Below are 26,482 nucleotides of genomic sequence, written 5' to 3' on the forward strand. Positions count from 1 at the left end.
TTAAAGTAATGGCGATTATACGAAATGACCGTGTAAATTCAGTCAAAGTGCTGCTAGCTCCTTTAACACAACGCTCAGCGTCCGAATTGCGGAAGCGCGAAAAATAGTATTAGTCCCATCAGAGGACGGATTTCTATCTGTCCAAGCAATCGCCGCAAGGCATTGTATGCCCACATAGAATAGAAAATTCACTTTAGGCACTCTCTGCTTATACGTACATCCCCAGCCATCTAAAAAAGCATTCCGTAATTCAAGATCAGAGAAATCTATTTCTACCCATACAATCTTCGCTAAATCATAGACAGCATCCCCAATACGAGCAGCATCAAAGTCTATAACACCCGAGATCTGATTTTTACTGTCTACTAGGATATTTCGGCCAATATAGTCACAGTGTAATAAAGTAAGCTGTGAAGGTTCGGATAAGGCTTTACTGTATTTGAGTAACTCATTTAATTGATAGCTAAACTCATGATAATCTAATGATAATGGATTCACGCGTGACATCCATTTAGAGATCATTAATTCTAACTGTTGACTCCATAATATCCGCTGTGTTGATAAGCCATCTCTATCTTGCCAGAATCTCATATTAAATAAGAAAGTCTCTGGAATTTCCCGATGAAGCTCCCCTAAAGATCTGCCCGCGGCTTTAAAAAAATATATTTTCTGGTCCCGCGTACAATTCTTAAATATTTGATCGAATTGAGTTCCCTCTATAGCACTCATGACAAGGACAGAAGAACCATCCCATTCAAATTTATTTAATACCTTTGGCGTTAATGCGAAATTTTTGAGAGCTTCTAAAATTTCACAGTAACGATCGTTGGCCTCTCGGTTTTTTGCTATTTTGATAAAAACTTTTTCTTGAAAAAATTGCCCTTGATACACGGAAGATCCATTTCTCTGCGTAACCAAATTTAATGTCTTTTCTTGAATTTTATTCTTTAATTCATATAAATTTTTCATGCTACTCAATTTCTATTATTAATAAAATGGTCATGACATAGTAGAAGTTATACCTATTTTACTTCTTTATTAAACATAATAGCTGTTATGCGAAATTAAAAAGCTTAGACTCATACCTAGGTTGTAAACTTTAATTCGTTAAAAAACGAAATATTGATAATAATTCTCAATTAAACGATTTAAATAAAATAATCAACGGATATAAATGTAGTTAAAAGCTGTTTTTTACTTAAAAAATATAAGCGGTATTCTATTTATTATTCTTTCTTATTCATGTTTAGCCTTTTCACCTGCAATCGTATTCGTTGCTATTTGGCTAATCATAGATATTTTTCTATTGCCGAAGTTTGTTAAGTCCGTAAACACTTTCAAATATAGCCTGATTTAACATCAAAGCTTTTTTATAAATATTTATACTCAACTCAATACATATCTCAGCTTTTAAAATGCACAACTACAAAAAATCGGCATTAAAAAAGGCAAGATGATTATCTCATCTTGCCTTCTGTATCTTGGTGGGGACGGAGAGACTCGAACTCTCACACCTTGCGGCGCTGGAACCTAAATCCAGTGCGTCTACCAATTTCGCCACGTCCCCAATGGCTGGGTATATTATAGAGATAGACCGTTGATGACAAGCCATTTTCTAATCAATCAATCGCTTTTTTGTCATAAAAACAGCAATTAACTCATTTTATTTTTTCTACCCTACCCAACCGAAAATCTTTTATCTCAAACCCCAAATTTCAGGCAATAAAAAAGCAAGGTCTATGCCTTGCTCTTAAATTTGATGGTGGGGACGGAGAGACTCGAACTCTCACACCTTGCGGCGCTGGAACCTAAATCCAGTGCGTCTACCAATTTCGCCACGTCCCCATCAAGGGTGCTAACTCGCAGTTAGACTTTTTTAAAACTTGGCAGAGGATCAAGGATTCGAACCTTGACGAACGGTTTTGGAGACCGTCATGCTACCATTACACCAATCCTCTGTAACCTAATGACTAATCTATCATTAATCAATTAAGTGGTGGGGACGGAGAGACTCGAACTCTCACACCTTGCGGCGCTGGAACCTAAATCCAGTGCGTCTACCAATTTCGCCACGTCCCCAATGGCTGGGTATATTATAGAGATAGACCGTTGATGACAAGCCATTTTCTAATCAATCAATCGCTTTTTTGTCATAAAAACAGCAATTAACTCATTTTATTTTTTCTACCCTACCCAACCGAAAATCTTTTATCTCAAACCCCAAATTTCAGGCAATAAAAAAGCAAGGTCTATGCCTTGCTCTTAAATTTGATGGTGGGGACGGAGAGACTCGAACTCTCACACCTTGCGGCGCTGGAACCTAAATCCAGTGCGTCTACCAATTTCGCCACGTCCCCATCAAGGGTGCTAACTCGCAGTTAGACTTTTTTAAAACTTGGCAGAGGATCAAGGATTCGAACCTTGACGAACGGTTTTGGAGACCGTCATGCTACCATTACACCAATCCTCTGTAACCTAATGACTAATCTATCATTAATCAATTAAGTGGTGGGGACGGAGAGACTCGAACTCTCACACCTTGCGGCGCTGGAACCTAAATCCAGTGCGTCTACCAATTTCGCCACGTCCCCAATGGGTTTGTATACTATAGCGATCATCTGTGCATGACAAGCGCTTTTTATAAAAAACTCGCTCATTTGCTTAAATAAAAAACAAAAAATAGTAAGATGTGTTTTTATTATGCAATCTCAGTCATTAAACACCTTTTTAATTGTGAAAAATCATGCATTCTTTGCGACTTATGCTTCGCCAACATAGCTTCAAGCAGTGGTAAATATCTTAAAAAATTCACAGGTAAATCAATTTTTAATCGTTGGCAGTGTAAATAAGCCCAATCTTCATAGTCTGTTGCCACTAACCGTTGACCTGTTAGCCATTCATAAAAAATAATGCCCAATGCATATAGATCAGTTTGAATACTTTTCGCTTCTGCATGAAATAATTCGGGTGCCATATAGCGTGGCGTGGCATTGAGTGTATGGCTTTGTTGCTGTAAAGGCTGTGCCTGCTCAAGATCAATTAAACACACACGCTGTTGATACTGCATAAAATGCGTAGATTTTAAATCACCATGAATCCAACCACATTGATTCAACTGTTCCATTACACTAATAGCCTGCCACAAATGATGTTTCACTTGCTCTGGATGCAATAAATGAGGCTCTACCTCAAAAAATGCACTGGCTTCTGGCAAAATCAGTGCAGTATCAAAATATAAATCTGTCTTCGGAATGGTAATATTCGATAAAATCTGTACAGGCAAAATAAAATCAGCTTGCTGTTCTTGCAAAGAGCGATAACAGTTTAATTCTTGTTCAAAGCCTTGTAAGGCAAATGTAGCTCCTGTTTTTTGCTGTGCCTTTAACCAAAAGACATCATCATGAGCAATATCTTGTGTATTTAAGCGATACACATGCCGTCCATAAGACTGGCTACGTGGCTTCGCTTTAGATTCAAAATGATATTGCTCCAGCGCAAGGCTATTGAATCTTTTCAAGATCTGTAGATTTGGTCGCATCTGTGACGGCATGTTGATAATTTAAAAGCTCCAAGCAATGCTGAATGGTTTTACCTACCCTTGCATGTGTTTCAATTAAGGAAATTTTAGGCCATGTCGCCCGTTCACCTTCTTGTTGTAAGGTTTTAAATAAATATGGACGTGGGTTTTGTAGCATGTAGCTATAGTGACGCAAGCTGTATTTCCCCACAATATTAACATCGCCATAATAGCGCTGATCGACTACCCCATAACCATGATCAAGCAAACGTCGTACAGGCGGTACTTTATCTACACGTTCACGGGCAAAGTCCATTACCCCTTTTGCAATCACCTTCCCTTGACGGCGTACAATCCGTTCTGGCCAGCTAATAATATCTTTACGAAAGCGTGCAATATCATCCTGCATAAACGGCACAATATGTGGATTAACCTGACTGGCAATACTGTAGTTAATATTATATAGGCGCGCCATTTTCTCTTGTGGAAAATCACTGCGCACACTGCCATCCACCCACCGTGTAGAGGCCATATACGGCGTATATTCACCATCGTAACGCTTACTGGTTAAACGTACAGGTGGAAACAGCACAGGCACAGCACAAGAAGCCAACACTGCACTCCACACCAAAAGATCAGGTGAGGTATAGGCATTCATAATCCGTGCATCTTGCGAAGCATCATAGGGCGCCACAGCAATATTAATGTCTAAGCCTGAACGTTCTTTGGCTTCAGCAAAGGTTAAATTTCCCAAGTTTTCAATTAAGAAATTCTTGAGATATTTCACATCAGCCAAGCCTCCATTGCCCTTCAGCAAGTCTGAAATTTTGCGAAAGTGAAAAGCTTCGCTATAAAAATTTTGCCCTTTCAGAATTTCAGTAAATTCAGCTGGTTTTGACACACCCAGCATGGCCGTCATAATTGCGCCAGCACTCGAACCAGACAACACTTTTGGCATCAAATCTTGCGCCATGAGTGCCTTACATACGCCTGTGTGAAATAAACCTAATGTTGCCCCACCTGAAAACATCATGGCAGGTTGACCATAAGCAACTTGGCAATGCTTAAAGAAAGCTAATTTTTCCGCATTGCTTAAACAACTACAAGACTCAGAGGCAATAAACGCTAAACCTTGGCTCACTTCTTCAATATAGTCTTCAATAATTTTTTTGGTGCCAACATAAGCCACAGTAAATAATAAAGGATGCGCAATATTGGCTATGTCATAACTTAAGCCTTCACGCAAAATATACATCAAATCTTGCGTACGTTTTTGCTGACGATAACGTCTTAACATCGCCAAACGATGTGTAATAATTTCTGCATCAAAGTACGGTGAGCAATTGTCTAACTTCCATTCTTGGGCGCCCGATTCTTCATCTATTTTGAGCGCTATACTTTTCCATGCTTCATAGCTTTCAGCTGTTTCTAGCTGACGTTTTAACTTCTTAATACGGTATGCCTGATGCGGATTAATCTCACTGGTAAAGTCTTTAAACAGCATATCGCACCCTCATTACTTGAATTATTCTAACTATAGGTTGACCTATAGCTCACTGTTACAAACTTTTCACATGATTTCAATGGTCAAAGCTTTGCTTTGTTTGGCATTTATTGTCGAATTCCTATACATTGTTAAACTATACCGACTTCTATTCATCGCTTATTAACTAGTTGAATATTCATGGCAACTCTTGATTTACCTGACAATATCCTCGCTTCCCTCTCTACAGTTCTTTTGCAACTACAACAAAGCTTACCCGAGCTGCAACAAGTACCCGATTTTTCGACAGCTGCCTACAAATGGCAAAACCACCAGCTCAAGCCTATTCAGCAAGCGAAAAAAATCTATTTAGACGATTTAAAAGGCATTGAGCGTCAAAAAGAAAAAGTCATTCAAAATACCTTACAGTTTTTAAACGGTCTCCCTGCCAATGATGTTTTGCTCACAGGCTCACGTGGTACAGGAAAATCCTCTATTGTTCGTGCACTTTTAACCGCCTATGAAGCTGACGGTTTACGTTTAATTGAAATTGAACGTGATGATTTATCTGAACTACCCGAAATTCAAAAAATTATCGCAGGCCGTCCTGAAAAATTTATTGTGTATTGTGATGATTTGGCGTTTAACGCTGAAGATGAAAATTACCGCAGCTTAAAAAGTGTGTTAGATGGTTCGCTTCAATCTGGCTCAAACAATTTTATTATTTATGCCACCAGTAATCGCCGTCATTTATTGCCTGAATTTATGCATGAAAATACACCTGTTATGAAAGCAGATGTCCCTCAGCATCATGAATTACATCCACAAGAAGCCGTAGAAGAGAAAATTTCGTTGTCTGACCGTTTTGGCATGTGGTTGTCATTTTACCCAATGGATCAAAATCTCTATTTAGAAATTGTGGAACATTACTTAGCAAAAGCCAATATGCCAATGACAGAGCTGGCACGTGCTGAATCTTTACGGTGGTGCCAAAGTCGTGGGCAACGCTCTGGACGTTCAGCTTATCAATTTTCGAAACATTGGATTGGCTCTCAGCAACTCAAAGCCCTTTAATTACACCGCCAAAGCAAATCTAAAGCATAAAGCCATCAATCTTTGATGGCTTTATTTTATTCTTCAGTTATAACGACAGTAAAATAGCTGTTAAAACATATTTAAAGGTACATACACTTGAGCAATACGAAAAACATCTTTAAAGCACTCAGCTTTTATTAAAAAGCCATCGCCTTACTCAAACTACTTATGGGACAGGCTTTAGGTCTAAACCGTCAATGATGTACAAGGTATTGCCATCAATCACATTTTTATTTTTATCTAAATATTTTTGCTCCAATACGCCATTTGTCACCCACAGTGAAAAATCATCATCATTGATTAAACCTAAGCGTTGCTGATCAATCAACCATAAGCCTTCCATTTTATCATGTGGAAATTTCACTTTCTCAATCATATCGAGCACCAGTGTTTTACTGGCTGGCAATATTCCTAAACCTTTTAATCCATCCCAACCTTTGGCCAATACATATTGCTCAAGGGTCAAACCATCAATACTCAACCCAAGTTTTGCATCCTGTTTGAATTGAGCTGTTTCAGTAACACTTTCTAATTCAGTTGCACTGCGTAAATCGATTTTATATACCCGTTTAAAAGCCTGCGTATTATCTTTATAAAAATCACCATCTCGTTCTAAAACCAAGAATGAGGTATTACTTAAGGCTGTAATGGCAGAGTTGGAATACGCCAATGCCCTACCTTCTAGTTTATACAGATACTGTTTCACTTTCTTTGTGGCCAAATCAATGGTCACAATACGTGTCAGATCTGATTTATTGACGGCAGAAGTTGGGTTATCCATCGTTGACTGCATAATTCCAACCAAGGTTTTACCATCTGGGGTGATTGTTAGCCCTTCCATGCCACGGTTTGGTCGACGATTCGCAAACTCTGCAGGCAACAAATACCCTCCCGCACGTCGACTATCTTGCTCAAAGGCGTTAATTCGATCGAGTTCAACCCCTTCCGAACTATAGTGAATAATATGTGGGCCATATTCATCACTGACCCAAAAAGTACCATCTTTGAGTGCGACTAAGCCTTCAGGGTCTAAGCCATATTCATCGCTTTGTTTGGCCAATAATTTGCCATAAATATCGTAAGCAGCTTCTTTGGTTGAACCAAAATTTGCATTAGGTAAGCCTGAAATATTGCTCCCGTTACGGTCTTTCAACAAAATTTCTTTAAGCTTAGTGACTTTACCATTTCCTTGTACTTCAAATAACCCAATACGTGGTACATAAGTAGGGTCTGGAAACATTTTGCCATTGTCTTTATTTAGGTTGTAATCGGCATTTGGGCCACGGTCAGTCAAAGCATAAAACTGATTTTTGTTGCTTGGATGTGCCACCATATCTGAACCAAAACCACCACGTCGCACTTCTAAATTATTGCCTGCTTTAGCCCCATCGGCTATCCCTTTTAAATTGTCCATGACTTCATAATCAAGACGAATACCATTGGCAAAGACATTCTTGCTCAAACAAATCGTTTCAGTTTTTTCAACTTCATTGTCATCGAGTACAGCATTATTATTTTTATCTATACCGCTACGTTTTTCAGTTCCACCCAACCAACAGGTAGCATTTCCAAAAGTTAATGTCTGCTCAGACTGCACAACAGTGCTTGGCACATTTTCATCTTTAGAACTACCACATGCTGTTAAAAAAAGTGCCCCACATATCGTTAAGCTCAAACTTGTATGTTTCATTTTTTATTCTACATTCAATACATTAGGTGCAAAGAATAAGCATGGTAAATGTAGAATTCATGACAACCTCATGAAACTTTTTTGAATATTAAAGATCGAACATCCCAAAAATAACCTTAAAAATAAATTCGCTTGCACAATGCGTGGTCATTGTGTGCCAACTCAACTGAAATTATTATCGCGGACAAAACACCTATTTAAGGCACGAAACTAAAAAATAAATAGGTTGCAAAAATAGCCAAATGCACAAAGCCTGGCAACATGGTGGTATTTCCTGTTCTGAGTGTATTGGCCACAATAAATAAACTCAGTATCAGTAAAACTGTCGACTTCGCATCTAAACCTAATACCAATGGCCAATCAAAAATAATGGCCAAAATAGCCACTACAGGTATGGTTAAACCAATACTAGCAATTGCAGAGCCTATGGCTAAATTCAAACTTGATTGTAAGCGATTGGCTTTGGCTGCACGCATTGCCGCGCCAAACTCAGGGAGCAGTACTATAGCCGCAATAAAAATACCTAAAGTCGCTGCCGGCGCACCTGCACGTCCTAAAAATGCTTCTAAAGATGGAGAAATTCCTTTTGCACTTAACACCACCGCCACCAACGAGGCCAGTAAAGCCACCAAACTCACCATGACAGTTTTAATACTTGGCAAATCTGCGACTTGTTCAGGATGCTCCTCATCAACCTGCACAGGTAAAAAATACTCACGGTGCCCAATGGTTTGAAACAGCGTAAATGCAACAAACATTGCCAAAGTAATGAGCGCAATAAACATCAATTGCTGCGCAGAATAAACACCGACTACATTAGAACTGCTTACAAAGTTTGGTAAGATCATTGAAAACACAATAATAACCGTCATCGTGCCTAATGCTGCTGTCGCACCTTCTAAATTAAAGCCTTGTACAAAGTGTTTACGCCCACCGACCAACAAACTTAAGCCAATAATGGCATTTAATATGATCATGACTGCAGCAAATATCGTATCTCGGGGTAAGCCCATCACATCATCACCACCCGACAACATCATGGATACAATCAAAGCAACTTCGATAATAGTCACAGATAAGGCCAAAACCAGCGTACCAAAAGGCTCACTCACCTTATGTGCAATTACTTCAGCATGGTGTACCGCACTGACCACACTGGCAATTAAACCAACACTCAATAGTAAAATAATTAATGGAAAGTTTGGCACCAGCTTATACAAGCCAAGTACAACCAAGCTGGCAACAGGTATGGCCAATGACCATGCAGGATTATGCTGATTTATCATTTTTTGCTCTCTACTTTTCATTATTTGCAGGCATTGCTTATATAGCACGCATACATTTTTATATTTATTTTGAATATTTTAAGGACTAGCTTTATTCATATTGCCTTAAGTGATATGAATAAATAGATGTATTTTGTTATTTCCAAGCACAAAAAAAGAGGCACTTGGCCTCTTTTTGAACATTTGAACTGTCTATTAAAGTTCAGCAGGATTAGTTAACTCAGTCATCGGCCAACGTGGTGTCGTCGTAACAGACAAACCATCGTGTTGACCAGCTTTTAAACGCTGATAACCCGCAAAAGCAATCATTGCGCCATTATCTGTACACAATGCAGGTTCTGCATAATAAACCGATGCACGAATTTTGGCTAAATCTGCTTCTAAACGTTCACGTAAGCGTTTATTGGCACTTACACCACCCGCAATTACCAAACGTTTTAAACCTGTTTGCTTTAATGCTTTAACTGACTTTTTCACAAGCGTATCAACAATCGCTTCTTGGAAACTCGCTGCAATATCTGCATCGCGGTTTTCGTCGCCTAATTTTTTCATTTGTACCGATACGGCTGTTTTTAAGCCACTAAATGAAAATTCCAAACCTTGATGCAACATTGGACGTGGAAATGCAAACGCATTTGGATCGCCTTGCTCTGCCAATCTAGAAATATTTGGCCCACCTGGGTACGGCAAGCCCATCATTTTCGCGACTTTGTCAAACGCTTCGCCTGCAGCGTCATCAATGGATTCACCGAGTAACTCATACTGACCAATGCCGTATGCAGCCATCAGCTGTGAATGACCACCCGAAACCAATAACGCTACAAATGGAAACTCTGGAGGTGTTTCTGACAACAATGGCGCCAACATGTGACCTTCCATGTGATGCACACCAATAGCAGGTTTATTTAAAGCGAAGGCTAAAGTACGACCAAATAGTGCGCCTGTCATTAATGCACCCATTAAACCCGGACCACGGGTATATGCGATGGCATCAATTTCAGATTTTTTAATATCGCTGTCTGCAAGCAACTGCGTTAAAAGTGGAATTAACTTACGCACATGGTCACGCGAAGCCAGCTCTGGTACCACGCCACCGTATTCTGCATGCAGTTTAATTTGGCTATATAAGACTTGCCCGCGTAAACCCAACTCGCTGTCATACAATGCGAGTCCTGTTTCATCACAAGATGTTTCTAAGCCTAAAACGATCATTAAACTGCCTATAACCTGTATCAATTCTATTGCGAAACCTATTATAGACTTGTGGTATGAGATGTAAATGAGTAAAATACTGACCTTCACTTGTGATCGAAGGCAATTCTGCCTAGATCTTATCCATAACTTAATGAGGATTCTTCATGCCACAAGTTAAATTGAAAGAAGGCGAACCAGTAGACGTAGCTATCCGTCGTTTCAAACGTTCATGCGAAAAAGCAGGTGTTCTTGCTGACGTTCGTAAACGCGAATTCTACGAAAAACCTACTCAAGAACGTAAACGTAAAAAAGCTGCTGCTGTTAAACGCTACCAAAAGAAATTGGCGCGTGAATCAGTACGTACGACTCGCCTTTACTAAGATTAATTTGTGATTGATTGACTAACCTGGACAAGATAAATGACTACTTTAAAAAACCAAATAACTGAAGTTTTAAAAGCAACTATGCGTGCTAAAGAAATGGATAAGTTAACGGTAATACGTAGTCTACAGGCAGCAATCAAGCAAATTGAAGTCGATGAGCGCAAAGAGCTTGACGATACTCAAGTTCTTGCGGTCATTGAAAAGCAAATAAAACAACGTAAAGAATCGATCAAAGCCTTTAGTGGCGCTGGTCGAGAAGATTTAGCTAGTAAGGAACAAGCCGAACTTGAGGTTTTATCTCAATTTCTACCAGAAGCTATGACTGAGGAAGAACTTGATTCCATTATTGCGCAAACAATAGCTGCGCAAGAAGCTACTAGCATGAAAGATATGGGTAAGGTGATGAACTCTCTGCGTCCGCTCATAGCCGGACGCGCCGATCCTTCTCAAGTTTCTGCAAAAATTAAAGCAAAACTTGCGTAATTTCCCGATCTGATTCTATTTCTTTACTGTTGAACTGTCTTTTAATTAAAAGCCAGTTCATAAGTAATTTATATTAAAATACGTCTATTTTAATATTCTGTAATAAAATAACTCTAAAAAAATTCTTTACAGCTATGGCATACAACATGCCTAAATAAAACCAGTACAACCCTTCACCACAACATTTAATTTAAAGTACACTGCACATTATATTGCTTCAACATCTGCATTTCTTTAGCGCTTAATACCTGTTGATTTACATCTTGCTTGGTCAAATTTGCATACTTAGGATCTAAAGCTGAACGGTTTTTATCGGCAGCTGCATATAAGTCCTGAGCATATTGCGCAACAATGCCACAAAATTTTTCTTGCTGTGCTGCACTAAATCCACGTTGCATTGAATCTAAAGTCACAAAAAAATTGCGCGTATCCTTTTTATAATTCTCATTAATTTTTTCTACCGCCATGACATATTGCTCAACACTAGCAGCCTGAACTACAGAAAAACTACCAAGCACTACACAGGCCAAAGCTACAATTTTTTTCATGAAGTAGAATCTTTATCAAAATAATATTAAAAAAATATTGTAGCATCAAAGCAAAGGATATTCATTTATTCAGCAGTAACACATAAGAAATGCGGTTGATTTTCCGTATATGCAAACTCTATAGGTGCAGGAATATAGCCCTCGGTCACTGTGCCCAATCTCAAACGCAAAATGTCAGGTAAATCCAAACGATAAGAATAAATTGGACTCGCACAATTCATACAAAATACCCGTGCTTTTTGGTGCGTATGAAAATATTCTTTGAGAAAATCTGCACCTTGAAGCAACTGGAAATTCTGTTTTGGGATCGGGCTATTCCATGCAAATACCGAACCCTGTGCCTGCCGACAATCCTGACAGAAACACAAAATACTCATCTCAATTTCTCGATGAACCTGATACTGCACCGCACCACATAAACATTACCCACGGATCATATCGACCTCTTTTTTAATTATAATTAGCCTTCTAATTGTTAAATTTTAAGCATTCTTGCTTTTTGCATTTCAGTTAAACGAACTTTGACCGTTGCCACTAAAGATTTATTGTCTTTGGCTAAGCGATGCGCATGAATGAGTGACTTAATTGCATTTTCTTCATAACCAGACCAAAACTCAACTTCTGCACGATAACGTAAAACATTTACCGCTTTATATCGATCCTCATTATTCACATTGGCAGAGTTTTGCATTAAACGCCAACCACTCAGATCACGCGTATTGGCACGTAAAAACCGCATCACAATTGCTTGTGCTTCCGATATCTTATTTTGTCTAATCAATACTTCCGCATATTTATAATTTAAAGCTCGATTCTCTGGCATGATCACGGCGGCACTTTGAATCATCCGCTGTGCATCGTCTAATTTATCTCGCCCCAAATACACATCCGTTTGTAGCAAGGTCATTAATACATGCGATTTTTTCTGCTTTTTGGCTGCATCTAAGGCCTGCTGTGCAAGCTTATAATCCCCTTGTTGAATTTGATAAGCTGCCATTGCCAACTGACCCGCGAATTTATTTTGGTTAACCGCAGTTTGCAACTGTTGTTCTGTCACTTGATGAGACAATACACGCGTGTACCACTTAATAATGTCGAATTCTTCATCCAGCAAATTCGGTTTAACCGCAGGCAATTGATTTGCACGAAGGCGTGCCTCGCTCATTCGCTCAGAAGTTAAAGGATGGGTAAACCAAAAATCTGGTAAAAAACTGACCCGCGAAGACGCGCGGTTCATCACTTCAAAAAAATCTGCCATGCTTTGCGGATTATAACCAGCAGCATACATATATTGCATGCCAATTCGATCAGCTTCGCGCTCCTGATTACGGCTATAGCTGAGTTGCTTATCCATAATGGCCGCCTGCGAACCCAGCATAACTGCCGTCCCGACATCACTATCTGCTTTAGACACAACCAATGCACCCACCAGCAAACCCGCCAAAGTTAAGAAGCCCTGCCCCTTAAACGCTTCTTGCGAGCGACTATAATGGCGCTGGCTCACATGAGCAATCTCATGTGCCATTACACCAGCAACTTCATCCATATTTTTAGCTGCATTAATCAGACCCGCATTCATTGCAAATAACCCACCAGGCACTGCAAAAGCATTGATTTGCGGATCATTAATAACCAACAAACCAATAGGCTGGTTGAGTTTAGTCTGACTCAATAAGTGGGTAAAAGTACTTAATAAACGATCTTCCAGCCAAGGATTATGCATAACTGGCATTTGCTTATTCACTTCACGATAAACTTTTTCGCCAATTTCAGTTTCTTTTTGTTGGTCGAGTAAGCCAATACCGCCACCAATATCAGGTACAGACATCGCAGGTGCTGTATTAAATTCAATAGTCTGTGCTTGTACTGCCCATGGAAGGGTCATTAAACCGCACGCCAACAAAAAACGTTTCAAAATTGACCCCTCAAAAGCCCAGAAAGCAAAAGACTATAACATTGAAAATAGACTATTTTTCTAAGTAAGTGTTATAAAATTATTATTGGTATAACGGGTTTACAACATAAGTCGGCTGTCGACCTGCCAATGCTTCAAGCAAATTCTGATAGGCTAAATCAGCCATTCGCTTACGGGTGGCAGCCGTTGCTGACCCCACATGCGGTAAAGTCACCACATTATCCAGCTCAAATAATTCAGAGTGCTGCAAAGGTTCTTTGGCATATACATCCAAACCTGCTGCAAATATTTGACGATTTTTAAGTGCATGAATCAAGGCTTGCTCATCCACCACTGAACCCCGTGCAATATTCACCAGCACAGCATGTGATTGCATTAACGCAAGCTCAGCTTCACCAATCAGTGCTTTCGAGTCAGCATTTAAATCCACCGCAACCACCACAAAATCTGAACGTTTTAATAAGTTGTTTAAATCACAGTATGTAGCATTGAGTGCACTCGCACGTGACAGATTTTCACTGCGATTATGGTACAACACGTTCATATTAAAACCATGAAAGCCACGACGTGCAATTGCCTCACCAATATGCCCTAAACCAATAATACCTAATGTTTTCCCGTAGATATCAACACCAAATTGCGCTTCAGACACCGTCCGTTGCCATAAACCCTGCTTGGTCCATGCATCTAAAGATGCTACTTTACGCGCAGCACTCATCAATAAAGTAAAAGCCAAATCTGCTGTGGTTTCTGTTAAAACATGTGGGGTATGTGCCAACCAAATTTGCTGTTGATTTAAATATGCCAAGTCATAATTGTCATAGCCCACGCTGACACTCGAAATTACTTTTAGCTGTTTCGCTTGGCTTAAATTCGTGGCATTTAATATTCTTCCCGCCCCGATCATGCCATCCGCATCTCGCGTTGCTTCTATAATTTGCTGTTGAACATCGCCTAGCTTGGGTGATATTTGAACCACTTGAAATTGTTGTTCTAGTTGATAAAGAATGCTTTGATCGATTTGACTAAAAACAACAACTTTTTGCTTCATGATGATTCTAAGTCCTTGGGCTTACTTTGCATAAACTGCCATAAGCGCTTTTTTAATTTGGGTTCATCTAACATTTCTTGTAATGATGCCAGCTCAATACACTCAGAAGATTCCAAATAAGGAATTTTACCCAAGCACAGGATGCTTTTATGGCCTTCACGCATGCCATCGATAAAACCTTGCACGTACGAACTCGCACCACGACCATCTTGAAATTTAAGCCATGCAAAAGGCCATTGCAACATTAAAAACTCAGAAGCTAATGCACGTTGAATATTCGACCAGAGCAATTGCTGTTCTGCTGTTAAATTGGCAGCATCTGTGAGTACCACACAATGTGCCATATTTAATGCCTCAACCACAAAAGCATCAATTTTTAAGCTCGGGCGAACATCAATCTCTGGTTCAGGTGCCTGCTTGACAGGCTCTGCGACAACTACAGTTTCTTGCTGAGCAGGAAGCAATGCTGGGCTAGGTGATATAACAACTGAAGAGCGTGCAACTAAATGAGGTACAATGATTTCGGATACCGTGTCCGAGATGATTTCTGCTGGTGCTTGATCACGCCAAAGTGTTGACTGATGTGGCTGACACACTTCAGCCTTGGGAATCCAAATATCTATTCCCAATGCAGCCAGTACGTCACGCTGATGCCCTATCATCTTTTCATCATCACCTATTTCAGGTTGGATATTCTAACGAGAATAAGCTCGCTTTGCTGAACTTTTTAAAATATTCGGCCTAATGATTGCGCAAGCACTTTGATAACAATCAGATTCGGATGCTCAGCCCTCTATTAAGTTATTCAATTCAACATCATGGCTAAATTTTTATTTTTTAAATAATCATTAAACTATTTTTCTTCTGCATCAACTCCACCACATCAGCTGACTCAAAACCTAAACGCCAATAGAGCAGCGCCAAAACATCCAATTCATCTTGGGTAATAATTCGGTCATTCCATAAACAAACTTCAGCAACCCCCAATATGCTGATGCGTTCACGTAATTGCAGACCCGAAATATCATTTAAAATTTCCGCCAAATCAATCGGCTCATCTGAAATTTCACTATATAACTCTAACTCCGTTTGGCTCAATATGCGTTTTAAAATTTTCTCTCGAACTTCAAGCTGGCTATCACTATTAATTTGCTGTACGTGCAATAATGCATCAATTAAACGCACAATGGACGGCTTGACCTCTTCCAAAGCCGTAGGTGTATGTACAGGCATCAAATTTAACTCAAATTTAACCCGCTCAATCAACAATGCATCGAGTAATCCAATTTCACCATCTTCTTGAATAATTCGTGCCAATTTCATTAAAAATTGACGTGATACTGTGGCTGGCATCCCCCCTATATTCTTACAAGCTTCATGGAATATCGCGATATGCACTCGACCATCCAAGTTTAATAAAGCATCGACAATGGCACGACTCACTTCTGCTTCTGCTGGTATGAATTCACGATATTGACGAATCATTAAAATCGCCACCATCACTTCACGTGAGCCTGTCGAGGTTTGTAAAGCACGATCTATCAGTTCTGGGCGCTTCCAGTTATCACGAATTTCAGGGTTTAAAGGCTTAATTGCGTCTTTAATAGCAAAACTGATTGGTGAAAGCCTTAATAAAGGCAAAGGCTGTGGCGAACTCCAAGGGATTGAAAAATCCACCATAGATTCTTCTAAAGATCGGAACAAATTAAATAAAGGCTGATTTTTCAGTTTTTTCAGGTTTTCCAACTGTAACTCATGAATAATGCCTGGGTTTAATTCAAAAATTCGTTGCCCTACACTAGGATGAATATTCATCCAGTTTTGTGGACTTAAAGCATTAGCAAAACACATGTGAGAAATAGATTCAGCATACTCACTATGAATTTGTGAACCCGAATGATGTACATAAATACGCATTAAGGTTTGAATATTGGCATCATTTTGAATTAAGCGTTTGGTTTTTTGGTCATTTTTATAAGTACGACCACCTAAAGTCATAAACTTAATTAAACGCGTAATGAGTACACCTAAACTACCAATTAACCAAATAATGGCACCCAAAGAAACAAACAGCGTTTCAAATTTATTTTCATGGATATAGCCATTACGATAAAAACCACGTTTGGCTAATTTACTACCCCACTGACTAAAAGTTGTCAGACTACTGTACAAAATTTTTAAGCGGGTATTTTCTGCCGCCTCACCAGACAAAATTTTATTAAATTCATGGCTTAATAAACCATAAAGCTCAACCTCATCTAAATTTTGCAGTGCTCCCCAAGTTAAAATAATGGCGGTATCTTTAGGGTAAAAACCTGCCGTTAAGGCATTTACACCCTCTTCACTTGGCAAGACATATAAAGCTGGAGTATCAATAAGAAAAATATCCGAAAGTTGCTCGGTAATTTTAAGCGCTATACTTTCTTCTGGCACACTCTCGACCAAACTTAAGCGCCTTGCACCCAATTGTTTGGCCAGTGAATAGCCTCCCGTTCTAAATATATAAAACTCATAGATCACTGAAAGCGCCATAATGGTCACTACCAGCGTAATAAGATAAGGACTTAACACATGCCAATAGATGGGCTGTCTATAATCGATATAAAACATTAAAAGACCAACAATGGCATTAATGATCACCACGGTCAGCAATACAGCAACCAAGCAAAACGTTGCTGGCCAAAACATATTTTTATTTTTTATAAATGCATAGCCCACTTTTCTCAATGCAAGTTCCTATCATTACATTGCCTTTTCTGTGCTCATCATAAATGAAAAAAGCGGGAAATTCCCGCTTTTTTCTTAGGCTTTACAAACCATTATTCTTCACGAACACCTGTCAAATCGACAGATGCTGCATCGATATTTACATCGATATATGCATCTTTCTTATCAGCCTTAGCAGAGTCATTACGCTTTTTCTCTAAAGCCTCTAAGTATTGGGCATTAATACCACCCGCAACATACACACCGTCAAATACTGAGCAATCAAAGTCTTGTAATTCTGGCACTTTGGTCGTGCGTACTGCTGCCTTTAAATCTTCCAAATCTTGGAAAATTAAGCGGTCAGCTTCGATAATTTCACGAATTTCTTCGACGCTACGCTCTGAAGCAATAAGTTCAGATTTTGCTGGCATATCAATACCATACACGTTTGGATATTTCACCATTGGTGCAGCTGAAGCAAAAAATACTTTTTTCGCACCCGCATCACGCGCCATCTGAATAATTTCATTACACGTTGTACCGCGTACAATCGAGTCATCCACCAACAGAACATTTTTGTCTTGGAACTCAAGCTCTACTGGGTTTAGCTTTTGACGTACTGATTTTTTACGCAATTGCTGACCAGGCATAATGAAGGTACGACCGATATAGCGGTTCTTCATAAAGCCTTCGCGGAATTTCACGCCAAGCACATTGGCAAGTTCAAGCGCTGAAGTACGTGAAGTATCTGGAATTGGAATCACAACATCAATATCGTGTTCTTCTCCCCATTCACGCAAGATTTTTTGCGCAAGTTTCTCACCCATTTTCAAACGTGCTTTATAGACCGAAATCCCATCAATTGTTGCATCTGGGCGAGCAAAATAAACATATTCAAAAATACAAGGACGATATTCTGGGTCTGCAGCACATTGCTTAATCGACATTACACCATCAGCAGTGATGTAAATCGCTTCACCTGGTGCAATATCACGTTCAACTTTGAAGCCTAAAGCTGTAATTGCCACAGATTCAGAAGCAATAATATATTCCACACCTTGCTCTGTTTCGCGTGAACCATAAATCAATGGACGAATACCATTTGGATCACGGAAGCCTACAAGGCCTTGGCCTGTAATCATTGCTACAACAGCATAACCACCTTTGCAACGCTCATGTACGCGCGATACAACATGGAAAATATCTTCAGCTGAAGGTGAAAGTTTGGCACGCTTTTGCAATTCATGTGCAAATACGTTGAGGAGCACTTCTGAGTCAGAATCAGTATTCATGTGGCGTAGATCTGTGCTAAACAAATCATCATGAATTTCTTCTGCATTGGTCAAGTTACCGTTATGTGCCAATGTAATCCCATAAGGTGAGTTTACATAAAACGGTTGTGCTTCTGCACTGCTCGAAGAACCTGCTGTTGGGTAACGCACATGACCAATACCATAGTTACCTTGTAAAGCACGCATGTGACGTGTGTGAAAAACATCACGCACCATACCTGTGTCTTTACGAAGGAATAAACGGCCCTGATGGCAAGTTACGATCCCAGCTGCATCCTGTCCACGATGCTGTAACATCGTTAATGCATCAAACAACATTTGGTTAACTGGTGATTTACCCGCTATACCAACAACTCCACACATAGCAACCTCGCAGACCCGCTAGGATTAATAAAAAGGATTATTCGTAGATTCACCCGAAGCACGTCCACTCTTTTGAGTTGCTTCTGGGGCGTGCTCTGAAGACACCGGCTTTGCGCCATCTTCAGACTGAATATGATGCATGGCTTGATTTGCAGCATCCTTGGACAATTGTGTTGCCCACGGTGCATACGGCATCAAAACCTGGATAAATTTCGATTGTTTCCAATGCGGCGAGCTTTCAACCCACGGGCCTACACCCTGAATAGTGATTAATACCACCAACAGCCCTTTTAAGCCCCCAAACACACCACCAGCTAAACGATTTAGCGGTCCAAGTTTAAGGCGCTTTAAAACGCTATTCAGTATATAAGTTGCAACCCAAGTCAAAACCACGATGATCAATACAATAAATGCAAAGGCCGCAATTTTCTGAACCACTGGATCTGTACTGAGTGAGATCATCGAAGGTGCTAAGACGGACGCATATTTTGCGGCAACAATCAGTGCAAAAATCCATCCTACCAAGTTCGCAAAGGCTTTAATTAATCCTTGACGCAAACCGTTGAGCCCTCCAATGAGCAAGACAATCAGAATAAAGATATCAATGGTGGTCATAGGCTTAAAGTGCGTCTACACAATCTTTTACGAGTTTAGGTCCTGTATAAATGAGGCCACTATAAACTTGTACAAGGGTTGCGCCTGCATTTTTTTTCGCCAAAGCATCTTCGCCTGACAAAATTCCACCCACACCAATGAGTGGGATTTGACCTTTTAATACCTTTGCAAATGCTGCAAGACATGCTGTGCTCTTTTCAAAAACAGGCGCACCAGACAAGCCACCCGCTTCATCACCATGTTGCAAACCTTCAACACCTTCACGAGACAGCGTGGTATTGGTCACAATTAAACCATCAATTTTAATTTCAAGTAATTGTTGAGCAATAAATTGGATATCTTCGTCTGTTAAGTCCGGTGCAACTTTAAGTACTAAAGGTACATAATGTTGATATTGGTCTGCGAGTTCTAATTGGCGTTTCTTGAGGGTTTCAAGTAACTCCGTTAAAGCATCGCCACTTTGCAGGCTTCGAAGGTTTTTTGTGTTAGGAGAGGAAATATTGACTGTAATGTATGAGGCGTAGTTATAAACTTTTTCAAGGCAAATTAAATAATCATCAACTGCTTTTTCTACAGGAGTGACTGCATTCTTGCCAATATTAATGCCAAGTACACCTTTAAATTTAGAGGCTTTTACATTTTCAATTAGCTGATCTACACCGTCGTTATTAAAGCCCATACGGTTAATAATTGCTTTGGCTTTTGGTAATCTGAACAAACGTGGCTCAGGATTTCCAGCTTGAGGCAAAGGTGTAATGGTGCCAATTTCGATAAAACCAAAACCTTGGCTCGCCAATGCATCAATATACGCACCGTTTTTATCTAAACCCGCTGCTAAACCGACAGGATTTGGAAATTCAATTCCCATGCAGGTCACAGGTTTAGACGCTACAGATTGATGCATCAGGCCCATTTTATGGGAAGATTTCAACATCGATAGTGTCAGCTCATGTGCACGCTCTGGTGCTAGTGAAAACAACAAAGGGCGGGCAAGAGAATACAACATATCTGAAAAAGTCACTGCTTGCTAAGTCGGCATATTATAGGCATAGCATCACAAAAACACCATGCTTAGCAGTTCTTTATTTTTACCGATTATCGTACAGCCGCTGTTAATTTAATCTGCCCACTTTCAGAACTAAGTTCCATTTTTTCAATACTTAAGCCCATTTGAACTAACTGAGTTAAAAAATTAGCTAAAACTGCATAGTTTTCATGGCTCACAGCAATGTTGATTTGCTCCCCGATTGCTTGAGAGGCTACAGACAAACCTTGCTGCTGTGCAACACGTTGCACTTTATCTGCAACCGACAAACCATTTTCTGTTGAGGCTTTCATGGTGACTGCATTACTTTGCATCCAAACTATCGTGTCTTTTAAACCATTTAAACGATTTTGTTGAAACTCTGCGGCTTTATGCATGTAAAACAGCGATGCCCCTACAGCAGATACCAGCACAAAAATTGTGGTAAAAATCACCATTACGCGTTCACGTGCAGACAAATGTTCTAAATAGTCAGAAATCCGTTCAATTTGACGGTCTAAGCCATTTTGCATATTTTCAAGTGCTTTCATTATTGTATTTTCACCTGTCCAACAGCGCCGTTATCTTTAGGCTGAATATTTCCCAATTCAACTTTAAAGCCTTGCTGATTCAATTGCTCTGTTAATTGTTGCAATACTTGTGCAGAGCTGGCCTTGAGTTCCATATTTAATACAGAGGCTTCATAGCTCACTCGATTTGCCACCACTTGATGCTGCATGAGCACAGGCCCTACACGACTCAACAATTGCAATGCTTGCGTATTTCCCGTTTGATTAAGACGTAATTGCGCTTCAAATTGGCTTTTTAGGGTTTGCTCTGTAACAGGATAGCTCTGACCAAACCAAGACTTAAACTGATCTACAGCTTGTACTGCAGTTAAATCGGCAACTTTTTTATTTTGATACCAACGAATTGCATCATAACCAAATTGCACAAATATAAAGGCACAAAGTACGGTCGCACAAGCTTTCCAATAACCCGAAACACCAGATTGATTTTTTGCTTTAGGTAAAATATTCCAAGGATGCGTTTGTGGCTTTTTAAATGCGGGAATCACATATTGAAATGACTCCACGTGATCCTGTGTTGCCACTGCATTTAAACTTTGCAATTGAGCATTATTTAAATGACTGACTTTGACTTTTGTATCTTCAGCAAGTGTTTGATAGTCCAAATATAAAGACAAATCATCAATGGATTGGCCCGCATATTTATTTTCACGCACCAACAAATGCCCTGCAATATCAGCAATGATCAGTTGATTTGGTTCTGGTTCTGGTAGCACTAAGAAATCTGGCAATAAAGCCTGCACCTTGACTGGAATTAATGCTAAAGCATGTTGCATCGTTTCAGCTGTGCTTTGTGCAACACCCATCACAGAAAGCTGTTCTGGGTTTTCAAAATGATGAAAGACCTTCATATAATCTAATGGCAGAATCACATATTCTTCCAATAGATATTTCACACCCTCTGGGCCTAATTTTTTGTATTGTGCTTTGGAAAATTGCTGCTGGATGAGCTGAATATCACAGCTTGGGAAAAACACGGTCGCGTCCTTGCCATGATAGTCACGAATATCTTGTATTAACTGCTCTAGGCTAGAAGCTTGTTGCCAAAACTCCCCTTTAGACCATTGCCAAACCCCATTGGCTTCAGGCATCCATATATACAACATCGATTATTTACTGCCGTTTTAATTAATTTATTATGCGTTTGGTACAATTGCTTTTTTTTGTGTTGATAAACCTGCCGCAATCACAGCCTGATCATAAATTCGCGCTTCAGCCAATGCAAATGGTTGAAATGATTCTGTAGTTAAAATAGATGCAATATGTGCAACCACATTCATGTGACACACCACAGTAATCGAATCATAAGGCAAATAAGACAGCCATTCCACTGCGACTTTTGCATCATCATCTGGCTTGATTGCATCACACACCACTACAGGTACATTCGGAAAATAACGTTGTAAATGTGCCAAAGTTTGTTGTGCGCGTAGTAATGGGCTTACCACAAATACATCTGGTTGGGTTAATGCGCTGACTGCTTCTGCTGTTTGCTGTGCTTGCAAGTGCCCTCGCTCAGTCAAAGGACGTTGCGTATCATTCCCCATTACAGGTGGCGCTGCTTCACCATGTCGAATTAAAGTCAGTTGCATACGATTTCCCTATTTTTATGCATCATTATATCTATCGCTCATGACAAAATGATGTGCCATGAGCGACTTAATTTAAACGTGTTGGTGCGGTAACACAAACTCTACATCGCTACGATGACCATTTTTCATTAATGACAGTGCAATACTTAAAGGTGGTGCGCCTTCAAAAATAACATCATATAAAGCACTGGTAATCGGCATATAAACGTCTAGTTCTTCAGAACGAGCTTTAACTTGCACAATGGTATTAATACCTTCCGCTGTTTGCCCTAATTCTGTGGTTGCCTGTTCTAAGCTTTTACCTGAGCCCAAAGCAAAACCCACTTGATAATTACGACTGAGCGGGCTGTTACAAGTGGCAAATAAATCACCCACACCTGAAAGCCCCAAGAAAGTAAGCGGGTTTGCGCCTAATTTAACTGCAAAACGACTCATCTCTGCTAAAGCACGCGTAAGGATCATACTTTTCGTATTTTCACCTACTTTATAAGCAGCCGCCATACCCATTGCAACTGCATAAATATTTTTTAATGCGCCGCCAAGCTCTACACCATGCACATCATCACTAGCAAAAACACGAAATAACGCGCTGTGTAAGGCTTGCTGTACTGCATAACGAACTAACTCAGATTCACTTGCAATCACTGTACCCGCAGGCTGACCCGCGACAATTTCTTTGGCTAAATTTGGCCCAGACAAAACTCCATAAGGCACTTCTGGCAAGACTTCACGAATAATGTCACTCATAAAGCTAAACGTTTTAGCCTCAATTCCTTTCGTTAAGGACACCACAGCTTGCGCACTAATAAATGGCTTAATTTGCTCTAAAACACTTCGAAAAGAATGGCTTGGAATTGCAACAAAAATAATGTCACGATCACGCACTGCTTTTTCTAAATCAGAAGTCGCTTGTAATCCAGCCTCTAACATAAAATCAGGCAAATAGCGTTTATTAATATGTGTAGCATTAATATCAGCAGCAATTGCTTCGTCACGAATCCAAATCATGGTTTCGCAACCATTACGTACCGCTGTATTGGCCATAGCCGTACCAAAACTACCACCACCCAATACAGTCACACGTAAAGCTGTCTTTTGATTAACGACAACAGGTTCCACCAAGTCTGAAAATTTCAAATCTGACATTTTTATTATTTCCTAATCTTCTTTTGTCTATATTATTTATGCCATTCACTGACAAATTCAGTAGTGTGAATTTCTGCACGTGGTGGAATTGCCTTCACTGCAGTACCAATATAAATAATGCCTGAAATTAAATCTGCTGATGTTAAACCCAACGCTTGCTTAAACAATTTAGATTCAACCACCGCACCACTACGCCACATGGTTGAATAACCATGACTTTGTAAAGAAAGTAAAAAGTTTTGCACCGCAGCACCTGAACTTAAAATTTGTTCAAAATGTGGCACCTTAGGGTGATCTTGTAATTTGGTTAATGCCAGTACCAACAATGGGGCACGAAAAGGATGGTTTTTAACACGCTCTAATTGTGCTTCCTCAGTTTGCCCTGTATCTGCCAGAGCCTGTGACAACAAGTCACCAAATGCTTCGCGCTCAGTTGCAGGAATAACCACAAAACGGGTTGGTTTTAAACGATGATGATCTGGCGCAGTCATTGCAGCTTGAAAGGCTTGCTCAAGTTGTGCTGCATTTGGTGCAGGCTCCACCAAGTGCCCAATTGATTGACGCTGATGAATGTTTTGATGAACTATTTCAACCGCTGATTCTGACATTGACATCGATATCACTTTAAAAACTGTGCTCCAAGATTAGCATATTCTCAATGACTTACTCTAGAAGCTTTACAGAATGAAAACCACGATATTTCCAATCTTTTGAGACGCACATTGAGCGCTCAATGTTGCAGAAGTCATACAGCAAGCTCCTTAATTGACCTAAAAGTTGTGTTCAAATATAAAAAACTCATTGAAAGGCATTCAAATGAAATTTAATCAACAAGACTTATGGGTTACATCTTCTCTCGCATCTGTATTACTACTTAGTGCATGTGCATCAACCCCAACACAATCATTGGCCATCCAAAAACCAAATAATCAATACGAAGTCACTGCCGTAGGTAAAACGCAACTTATTGCTAAAAATAATGCCATTTCAGCAGCCAATAGCACCTGTGGTAAAAGTGCATCCCCTGTAGTTGTAGATGAAAAAACCGAATACAACGGTGCACTCAAAGGCGTGCTTGATGAAAAAACAGGGCAAATGGTACAAGCTGCTGCGGGCATTTTAGGTAGTATTTCGGGCACCAACACTGGTTTAAATAAAGATGACGATTACCAAACCGTTTTAACATTTAGCTGTAGAGCAAACTAAATTAAGCCAACCATAAAAAAACCGCTCATAGAGCGGTTTTTTGCCTTAAAAACTATGCAATTAATTAACAATAACCATCCAAACGGGTTAATGGTAATTTTTGACCAATAGCTTTTTCAATTTCCGGCAAATAGAACGCGTCATCTTCAGATAAGAAGCTAATACTTACACCACGTGAACCCGCACGACCTGTACGACCAATACGATGCACATAGTCATCTGACTGTTCTGGCAAGGTAAAATTAATCACATGCGATACGCCATCCACATGAATACCACGACCAGCAACATCGGTTGCAATCATAATATTGTGCTTGCCATTTTTAAATTGATCTAACATTTTTAAGCGTTTGTCTTGAGCAATTTCACCTGACAACATCACCACTTTATAATCATCTTTTTTCAGATGATCATAAAGTTTACGCACTTGATCACGACGATTGGCAAAAATCATCACTTTCTCAATCGGTTCGTCACGTAAAATTTCTTGCAACAACTTATATTTATCTGATTTAGCAACCATATACACACGTTGCTCAACATCTGCATTGGTTTTCTTTTCTGGTTCGATTTCAACTGTAACAGGCTCAAACAACCACTGTTGTGCTAAGTTTAATACGTCATAGCTAAAGGTTGCTGAGAACATCAAGGTTTGACGTTGTTCTTTACGTGGTGAATAACGCACGATACGTTTTACCGATGGAATAAAGCCCATATCAAGTAAACGATCAGCTTCATCAATCACTAAAAATTCAATTTGATCTAGCCAAATTTCTTTTTGCTCAACAAAATCGATTAAACGACCTGGTGTTGCCACCATGATATCGACAAAGTTTTTATTCAATTCAGCACGTTGCTTATCAAAGTCAACACCACCAAGCATTGTGACTAAATGTAAATCTGTAAATTTAGTTAATTCTTTGGCATCACTTTCAATTTGCAAAGCCAATTCACGCGTTGGCGCTAAAATTAATGCGCGAGGCTCACCACGGAAACGTTGCTCTTTAATGGGGTTATTTAATAAATCATTAATAACACTCACCAAAAAGGCTGCAGTTTTACCCGTACCTGTTTGTGCGCGACCAATGGCATCATGTCCCGCCAGCGTAAATTTCAAAACCTTTTGCTGAATAGGCGTCATTTTTGTAAAGCCTAAAGCATCAATCGCTTGTTTCAGTTTAGGGTGTAAATTTAAGGTATCAAAACCAGATGACATAAAGCTGTGCTCTAACTTGGTAATCGCAAAATATGATGCATTATAAACAAAAAACGCCCCAATATACATTGGGGCGTTTTTAGATTA

General features: G+C 39.7%; 25 protein-coding genes and 7 tRNA genes. 4 read left to right on the plus strand and 28 right to left on the minus strand.

Annotation, left to right across the window (positions count from 1 at the left end; genetic code table 11):
- Positions 1 to 42: 42 nt before the first annotated feature.
- The 10 genes from HYG93_RS11540 to HYG93_RS11585 all read right to left on the minus strand — a co-directional run bounded on the left by HYG93_RS11540 (position 43) and on the right by HYG93_RS11585 (position 5,021).
- The gene (locus tag HYG93_RS11540; protein WP_106986634.1) at positions 43 to 969 is read right to left on the minus strand and encodes a phosphotransferase family protein; all 927 of its coding nucleotides are present in this window, start codon (positions 967 to 969) and stop codon (positions 43 to 45) included.
- Between the two features lie 513 nt (positions 970 to 1,482).
- Positions 1,483 to 1,567, minus strand: a tRNA-Leu gene (locus tag HYG93_RS11545).
- A gap of 193 nt (positions 1,568 to 1,760) precedes the next feature.
- A tRNA-Leu gene (locus tag HYG93_RS11550) sits at positions 1,761 to 1,845 on the minus strand.
- A 39-nt stretch (positions 1,846 to 1,884) separates the two neighbouring features.
- Positions 1,885 to 1,958 (minus strand) — tRNA-Trp (locus HYG93_RS11555).
- Positions 1,959 to 1,994: 36 nt separating this feature from the next.
- A tRNA-Leu gene (locus tag HYG93_RS11560) sits at positions 1,995 to 2,079 on the minus strand.
- A 193-nt stretch (positions 2,080 to 2,272) separates the two neighbouring features.
- Positions 2,273 to 2,357: transfer RNA gene (locus tag HYG93_RS11565), tRNA-Leu, on the minus strand.
- 39 nt (positions 2,358 to 2,396) lie between these two features.
- Positions 2,397 to 2,470: transfer RNA gene (locus tag HYG93_RS11570), tRNA-Trp, on the minus strand.
- 36 nt (positions 2,471 to 2,506) lie between these two features.
- Positions 2,507 to 2,591: transfer RNA gene (locus tag HYG93_RS11575), tRNA-Leu, on the minus strand.
- A gap of 107 nt (positions 2,592 to 2,698) precedes the next feature.
- Positions 2,699 to 3,538 carry a protein kinase gene (locus HYG93_RS11580; protein WP_171356320.1) on the minus strand — a complete coding sequence of 280 codons (840 nt, stop codon included), beginning with the start codon at positions 3,536 to 3,538 and terminating at the stop codon, positions 2,699 to 2,701.
- Positions 3,501 to 5,021 carry a DUF3336 domain-containing protein gene (locus HYG93_RS11585; RefSeq protein ID WP_106986026.1) on the minus strand — a complete coding sequence of 507 codons (1,521 nt, stop codon included), beginning with the start codon at positions 5,019 to 5,021 and terminating at the stop codon, positions 3,501 to 3,503. Before HYG93_RS11585 ends, HYG93_RS11580 begins: the two co-directional genes overlap by 38 nt.
- Before the next feature lie 180 nt (positions 5,022 to 5,201).
- Here HYG93_RS11585 and HYG93_RS11590 point away from each other — a divergent pair, with 180 nt between their 5' ends.
- Complete coding sequence (locus tag HYG93_RS11590) at positions 5,202 to 6,074, plus strand: ATP-binding protein (protein WP_120365893.1); 873 nt, start codon at positions 5,202 to 5,204, stop codon at positions 6,072 to 6,074.
- A gap of 187 nt (positions 6,075 to 6,261) precedes the next feature.
- Here the strand turns inward: HYG93_RS11590 and HYG93_RS11595 are convergent, their stop codons facing one another.
- From HYG93_RS11595 to tsaD, 3 genes are all read right to left on the minus strand, one after another.
- Positions 6,262 to 7,785: an esterase-like activity of phytase family protein gene (locus HYG93_RS11595; protein ID WP_120365892.1), complete on the minus strand. Its 1,524-nt coding sequence runs from the start codon at positions 7,783 to 7,785 to the stop codon at positions 6,262 to 6,264.
- A 197-nt stretch (positions 7,786 to 7,982) separates the two neighbouring features.
- Positions 7,983 to 9,071 (minus strand): calcium:proton antiporter, encoded by a 1,089-nt coding sequence (locus HYG93_RS11600; RefSeq protein ID WP_202981938.1) that lies wholly within the window; start codon positions 9,069 to 9,071, stop codon positions 7,983 to 7,985.
- Between the two features lie 195 nt (positions 9,072 to 9,266).
- Entirely contained in the window at positions 9,267 to 10,283 is a 1,017-nt protein-coding gene (gene tsaD / locus HYG93_RS11605; RefSeq protein ID WP_106986030.1) for a tRNA (adenosine(37)-N6)-threonylcarbamoyltransferase complex transferase subunit TsaD, read from the minus strand.
- Between the two features lie 146 nt (positions 10,284 to 10,429).
- Here tsaD and rpsU point away from each other — a divergent pair, with 146 nt between their 5' ends.
- Together rpsU and HYG93_RS11615 are read left to right on the plus strand one after the other, a co-directional pair.
- Positions 10,430 to 10,645 carry a 30S ribosomal protein S21 gene (gene rpsU, locus HYG93_RS11610; RefSeq protein ID WP_001136722.1) on the plus strand — a complete coding sequence of 72 codons (216 nt, stop codon included), beginning with the start codon at positions 10,430 to 10,432 and terminating at the stop codon, positions 10,643 to 10,645.
- A gap of 39 nt (positions 10,646 to 10,684) precedes the next feature.
- Positions 10,685 to 11,131: a GatB/YqeY domain-containing protein gene (locus HYG93_RS11615; protein WP_106986031.1), complete on the plus strand. Its 447-nt coding sequence runs from the start codon at positions 10,685 to 10,687 to the stop codon at positions 11,129 to 11,131.
- Positions 11,132 to 11,316: 185 nt separating this feature from the next.
- Here the strand turns inward: HYG93_RS11615 and HYG93_RS11620 are convergent, their stop codons facing one another.
- The 14 genes from HYG93_RS11620 to HYG93_RS11685 all read right to left on the minus strand — a co-directional run bounded on the left by HYG93_RS11620 (position 11,317) and on the right by HYG93_RS11685 (position 24,581).
- Positions 11,317 to 11,679 carry a hypothetical protein gene (locus HYG93_RS11620; RefSeq protein ID WP_178962494.1) on the minus strand — a complete coding sequence of 121 codons (363 nt, stop codon included), beginning with the start codon at positions 11,677 to 11,679 and terminating at the stop codon, positions 11,317 to 11,319.
- 65 nt (positions 11,680 to 11,744) lie between these two features.
- Complete coding sequence (locus HYG93_RS11625; RefSeq protein ID WP_256733466.1) at positions 11,745 to 12,056, minus strand: GFA family protein; 312 nt, start codon at positions 12,054 to 12,056, stop codon at positions 11,745 to 11,747.
- A gap of 98 nt (positions 12,057 to 12,154) precedes the next feature.
- Positions 12,155 to 13,594 (minus strand): M48 family metalloprotease, encoded by a 1,440-nt coding sequence (locus HYG93_RS11630; protein ID WP_372658931.1) that lies wholly within the window; start codon positions 13,592 to 13,594, stop codon positions 12,155 to 12,157.
- 82 nt (positions 13,595 to 13,676) lie between these two features.
- Positions 13,677 to 14,645: a D-glycerate dehydrogenase gene (locus tag HYG93_RS11635; RefSeq protein ID WP_121594253.1), complete on the minus strand. Its 969-nt coding sequence runs from the start codon at positions 14,643 to 14,645 to the stop codon at positions 13,677 to 13,679.
- Positions 14,642 to 15,307: a hypothetical protein gene (locus tag HYG93_RS11640; RefSeq protein WP_178962495.1), complete on the minus strand. Its 666-nt coding sequence runs from the start codon at positions 15,305 to 15,307 to the stop codon at positions 14,642 to 14,644. The genes HYG93_RS11635 and HYG93_RS11640 overlap by 4 nt, the downstream gene beginning before the upstream one ends.
- Before the next feature lie 175 nt (positions 15,308 to 15,482).
- On the minus strand, positions 15,483 to 17,372 hold the full coding sequence (locus tag HYG93_RS11645) for a M48 family metalloprotease (protein WP_213072352.1): 1,890 nt from the start codon (positions 17,370 to 17,372) through the stop codon (positions 15,483 to 15,485).
- 92 nt (positions 17,373 to 17,464) lie between these two features.
- Positions 17,465 to 19,006 carry an amidophosphoribosyltransferase gene (gene purF, locus HYG93_RS11650; protein ID WP_120364286.1) on the minus strand — a complete coding sequence of 514 codons (1,542 nt, stop codon included), beginning with the start codon at positions 19,004 to 19,006 and terminating at the stop codon, positions 17,465 to 17,467.
- 24 nt (positions 19,007 to 19,030) lie between these two features.
- Positions 19,031 to 19,621, minus strand: a complete 591-nt coding sequence (locus tag HYG93_RS11655) for a CvpA family protein (protein ID WP_106986037.1) — start codon at positions 19,619 to 19,621, stop codon at positions 19,031 to 19,033.
- Between the two features lie 4 nt (positions 19,622 to 19,625).
- Positions 19,626 to 20,627: a quinone-dependent dihydroorotate dehydrogenase gene (locus tag HYG93_RS11660; RefSeq protein ID WP_120365891.1), complete on the minus strand. Its 1,002-nt coding sequence runs from the start codon at positions 20,625 to 20,627 to the stop codon at positions 19,626 to 19,628.
- Positions 20,628 to 20,716: 89 nt separating this feature from the next.
- A complete protein-coding gene (gspM, locus tag HYG93_RS11665; protein WP_106986039.1) occupies positions 20,717 to 21,196 on the minus strand; it encodes a type II secretion system protein GspM in 480 nt (159 codons plus the stop codon).
- Positions 21,196 to 22,341, minus strand: a complete 1,146-nt coding sequence (gene gspL, locus HYG93_RS11670) for a type II secretion system protein GspL (RefSeq protein WP_106986040.1) — start codon at positions 22,339 to 22,341, stop codon at positions 21,196 to 21,198. Before gspL ends, gspM begins: the two co-directional genes overlap by 1 nt.
- 30 nt (positions 22,342 to 22,371) lie before the next feature.
- Positions 22,372 to 22,827 carry a phosphoglycerate mutase family protein gene (locus tag HYG93_RS11675; protein ID WP_106986041.1) on the minus strand — a complete coding sequence of 152 codons (456 nt, stop codon included), beginning with the start codon at positions 22,825 to 22,827 and terminating at the stop codon, positions 22,372 to 22,374.
- A 72-nt stretch (positions 22,828 to 22,899) separates the two neighbouring features.
- Positions 22,900 to 23,973, minus strand: coding sequence for an NAD(P)H-dependent glycerol-3-phosphate dehydrogenase (locus tag HYG93_RS11680; protein ID WP_106986042.1), 1,074 nt, complete (start codon positions 23,971 to 23,973; stop codon positions 22,900 to 22,902).
- 32 nt (positions 23,974 to 24,005) lie between these two features.
- Positions 24,006 to 24,581, minus strand: coding sequence for a nitroreductase (locus HYG93_RS11685; RefSeq protein ID WP_106986043.1), 576 nt, complete (start codon positions 24,579 to 24,581; stop codon positions 24,006 to 24,008).
- Positions 24,582 to 24,789: 208 nt separating this feature from the next.
- Here HYG93_RS11685 and HYG93_RS11690 point away from each other — a divergent pair, with 208 nt between their 5' ends.
- Positions 24,790 to 25,179: a hypothetical protein gene (locus tag HYG93_RS11690; RefSeq protein WP_120365890.1), complete on the plus strand. Its 390-nt coding sequence runs from the start codon at positions 24,790 to 24,792 to the stop codon at positions 25,177 to 25,179.
- Between the two features lie 64 nt (positions 25,180 to 25,243).
- On the opposite strand, the gene rhlB is transcribed toward HYG93_RS11690, so the two are convergent.
- Entirely contained in the window at positions 25,244 to 26,395 is a 1,152-nt protein-coding gene (gene rhlB, locus HYG93_RS11695) for an ATP-dependent RNA helicase RhlB (protein WP_106986069.1), read from the minus strand.
- Between the last annotated feature and the right edge of the window lie 87 nt (positions 26,396 to 26,482).

Origin of the sequence: Acinetobacter sp. SwsAc6 (assembly GCF_013391565.1) — a bacterium.
GTDB classification, from domain to species: Bacteria; Pseudomonadota; Gammaproteobacteria; order Pseudomonadales; family Moraxellaceae; genus Acinetobacter; species Acinetobacter cumulans.

Coding starts and splice junctions, on each gene's coding strand:
- HYG93_RS11590 (WP_120365893.1), top strand. CDS start 5,202: ATGGCAACTCTTGATTTACCTGACAATATCCTCGCTTCCCTCTCTACA.
- HYG93_RS11685 (WP_106986043.1), bottom strand. CDS start 24,581: ATGTCAGAATCAGCGGTTGAAATAGTTCATCAAAACATTCATCAGCGT.
- HYG93_RS11660 (WP_120365891.1), bottom strand. CDS start 20,627: ATGTTGTATTCTCTTGCCCGCCCTTTGTTGTTTTCACTAGCACCAGAG.
- purF (WP_120364286.1), bottom strand. CDS start 19,006: ATGTGTGGAGTTGTTGGTATAGCGGGTAAATCACCAGTTAACCAAATG.
- HYG93_RS11625 (WP_256733466.1), bottom strand. CDS start 12,056: ATGAGTATTTTGTGTTTCTGTCAGGATTGTCGGCAGGCACAGGGTTCG.
- HYG93_RS11640 (WP_178962495.1), bottom strand. CDS start 15,307: ATGATAGGGCATCAGCGTGACGTACTGGCTGCATTGGGAATAGATATT.
- HYG93_RS11540 (WP_106986634.1), bottom strand. CDS start 969: ATGAAAAATTTATATGAATTAAAGAATAAAATTCAAGAAAAGACATTA.
- tsaD (WP_106986030.1), bottom strand. CDS start 10,283: ATGATCGTTTTAGGCTTAGAAACATCTTGTGATGAAACAGGACTCGCA.
- HYG93_RS11580 (WP_171356320.1), bottom strand. CDS start 3,538: ATGCGACCAAATCTACAGATCTTGAAAAGATTCAATAGCCTTGCGCTG.
- HYG93_RS11680 (WP_106986042.1), bottom strand. CDS start 23,973: ATGTCAGATTTGAAATTTTCAGACTTGGTGGAACCTGTTGTCGTTAAT.
- HYG93_RS11635 (WP_121594253.1), bottom strand. CDS start 14,645: ATGAAGCAAAAAGTTGTTGTTTTTAGTCAAATCGATCAAAGCATTCTT.
- HYG93_RS11620 (WP_178962494.1), bottom strand. CDS start 11,679: ATGAAAAAAATTGTAGCTTTGGCCTGTGTAGTGCTTGGTAGTTTTTCT.
- HYG93_RS11585 (WP_106986026.1), bottom strand. CDS start 5,021: ATGCTGTTTAAAGACTTTACCAGTGAGATTAATCCGCATCAGGCATAC.
- rpsU (WP_001136722.1), top strand. CDS start 10,430: ATGCCACAAGTTAAATTGAAAGAAGGCGAACCAGTAGACGTAGCTATC.
- gspM (WP_106986039.1), bottom strand. CDS start 21,196: ATGAAAGCACTTGAAAATATGCAAAATGGCTTAGACCGTCAAATTGAA.
- HYG93_RS11595 (WP_120365892.1), bottom strand. CDS start 7,785: ATGAAACATACAAGTTTGAGCTTAACGATATGTGGGGCACTTTTTTTA.
- rhlB (WP_106986069.1), bottom strand. CDS start 26,395: ATGTCATCTGGTTTTGATACCTTAAATTTACACCCTAAACTGAAACAA.
- HYG93_RS11600 (WP_202981938.1), bottom strand. CDS start 9,071: ATGATAAATCAGCATAATCCTGCATGGTCATTGGCCATACCTGTTGCC.
- HYG93_RS11615 (WP_106986031.1), top strand. CDS start 10,685: ATGACTACTTTAAAAAACCAAATAACTGAAGTTTTAAAAGCAACTATG.
- HYG93_RS11655 (WP_106986037.1), bottom strand. CDS start 19,621: ATGACCACCATTGATATCTTTATTCTGATTGTCTTGCTCATTGGAGGG.
- HYG93_RS11675 (WP_106986041.1), bottom strand. CDS start 22,827: ATGCAACTGACTTTAATTCGACATGGTGAAGCAGCGCCACCTGTAATG.
- HYG93_RS11690 (WP_120365890.1), top strand. CDS start 24,790: ATGAAATTTAATCAACAAGACTTATGGGTTACATCTTCTCTCGCATCT.
- gspL (WP_106986040.1), bottom strand. CDS start 22,341: ATGTTGTATATATGGATGCCTGAAGCCAATGGGGTTTGGCAATGGTCT.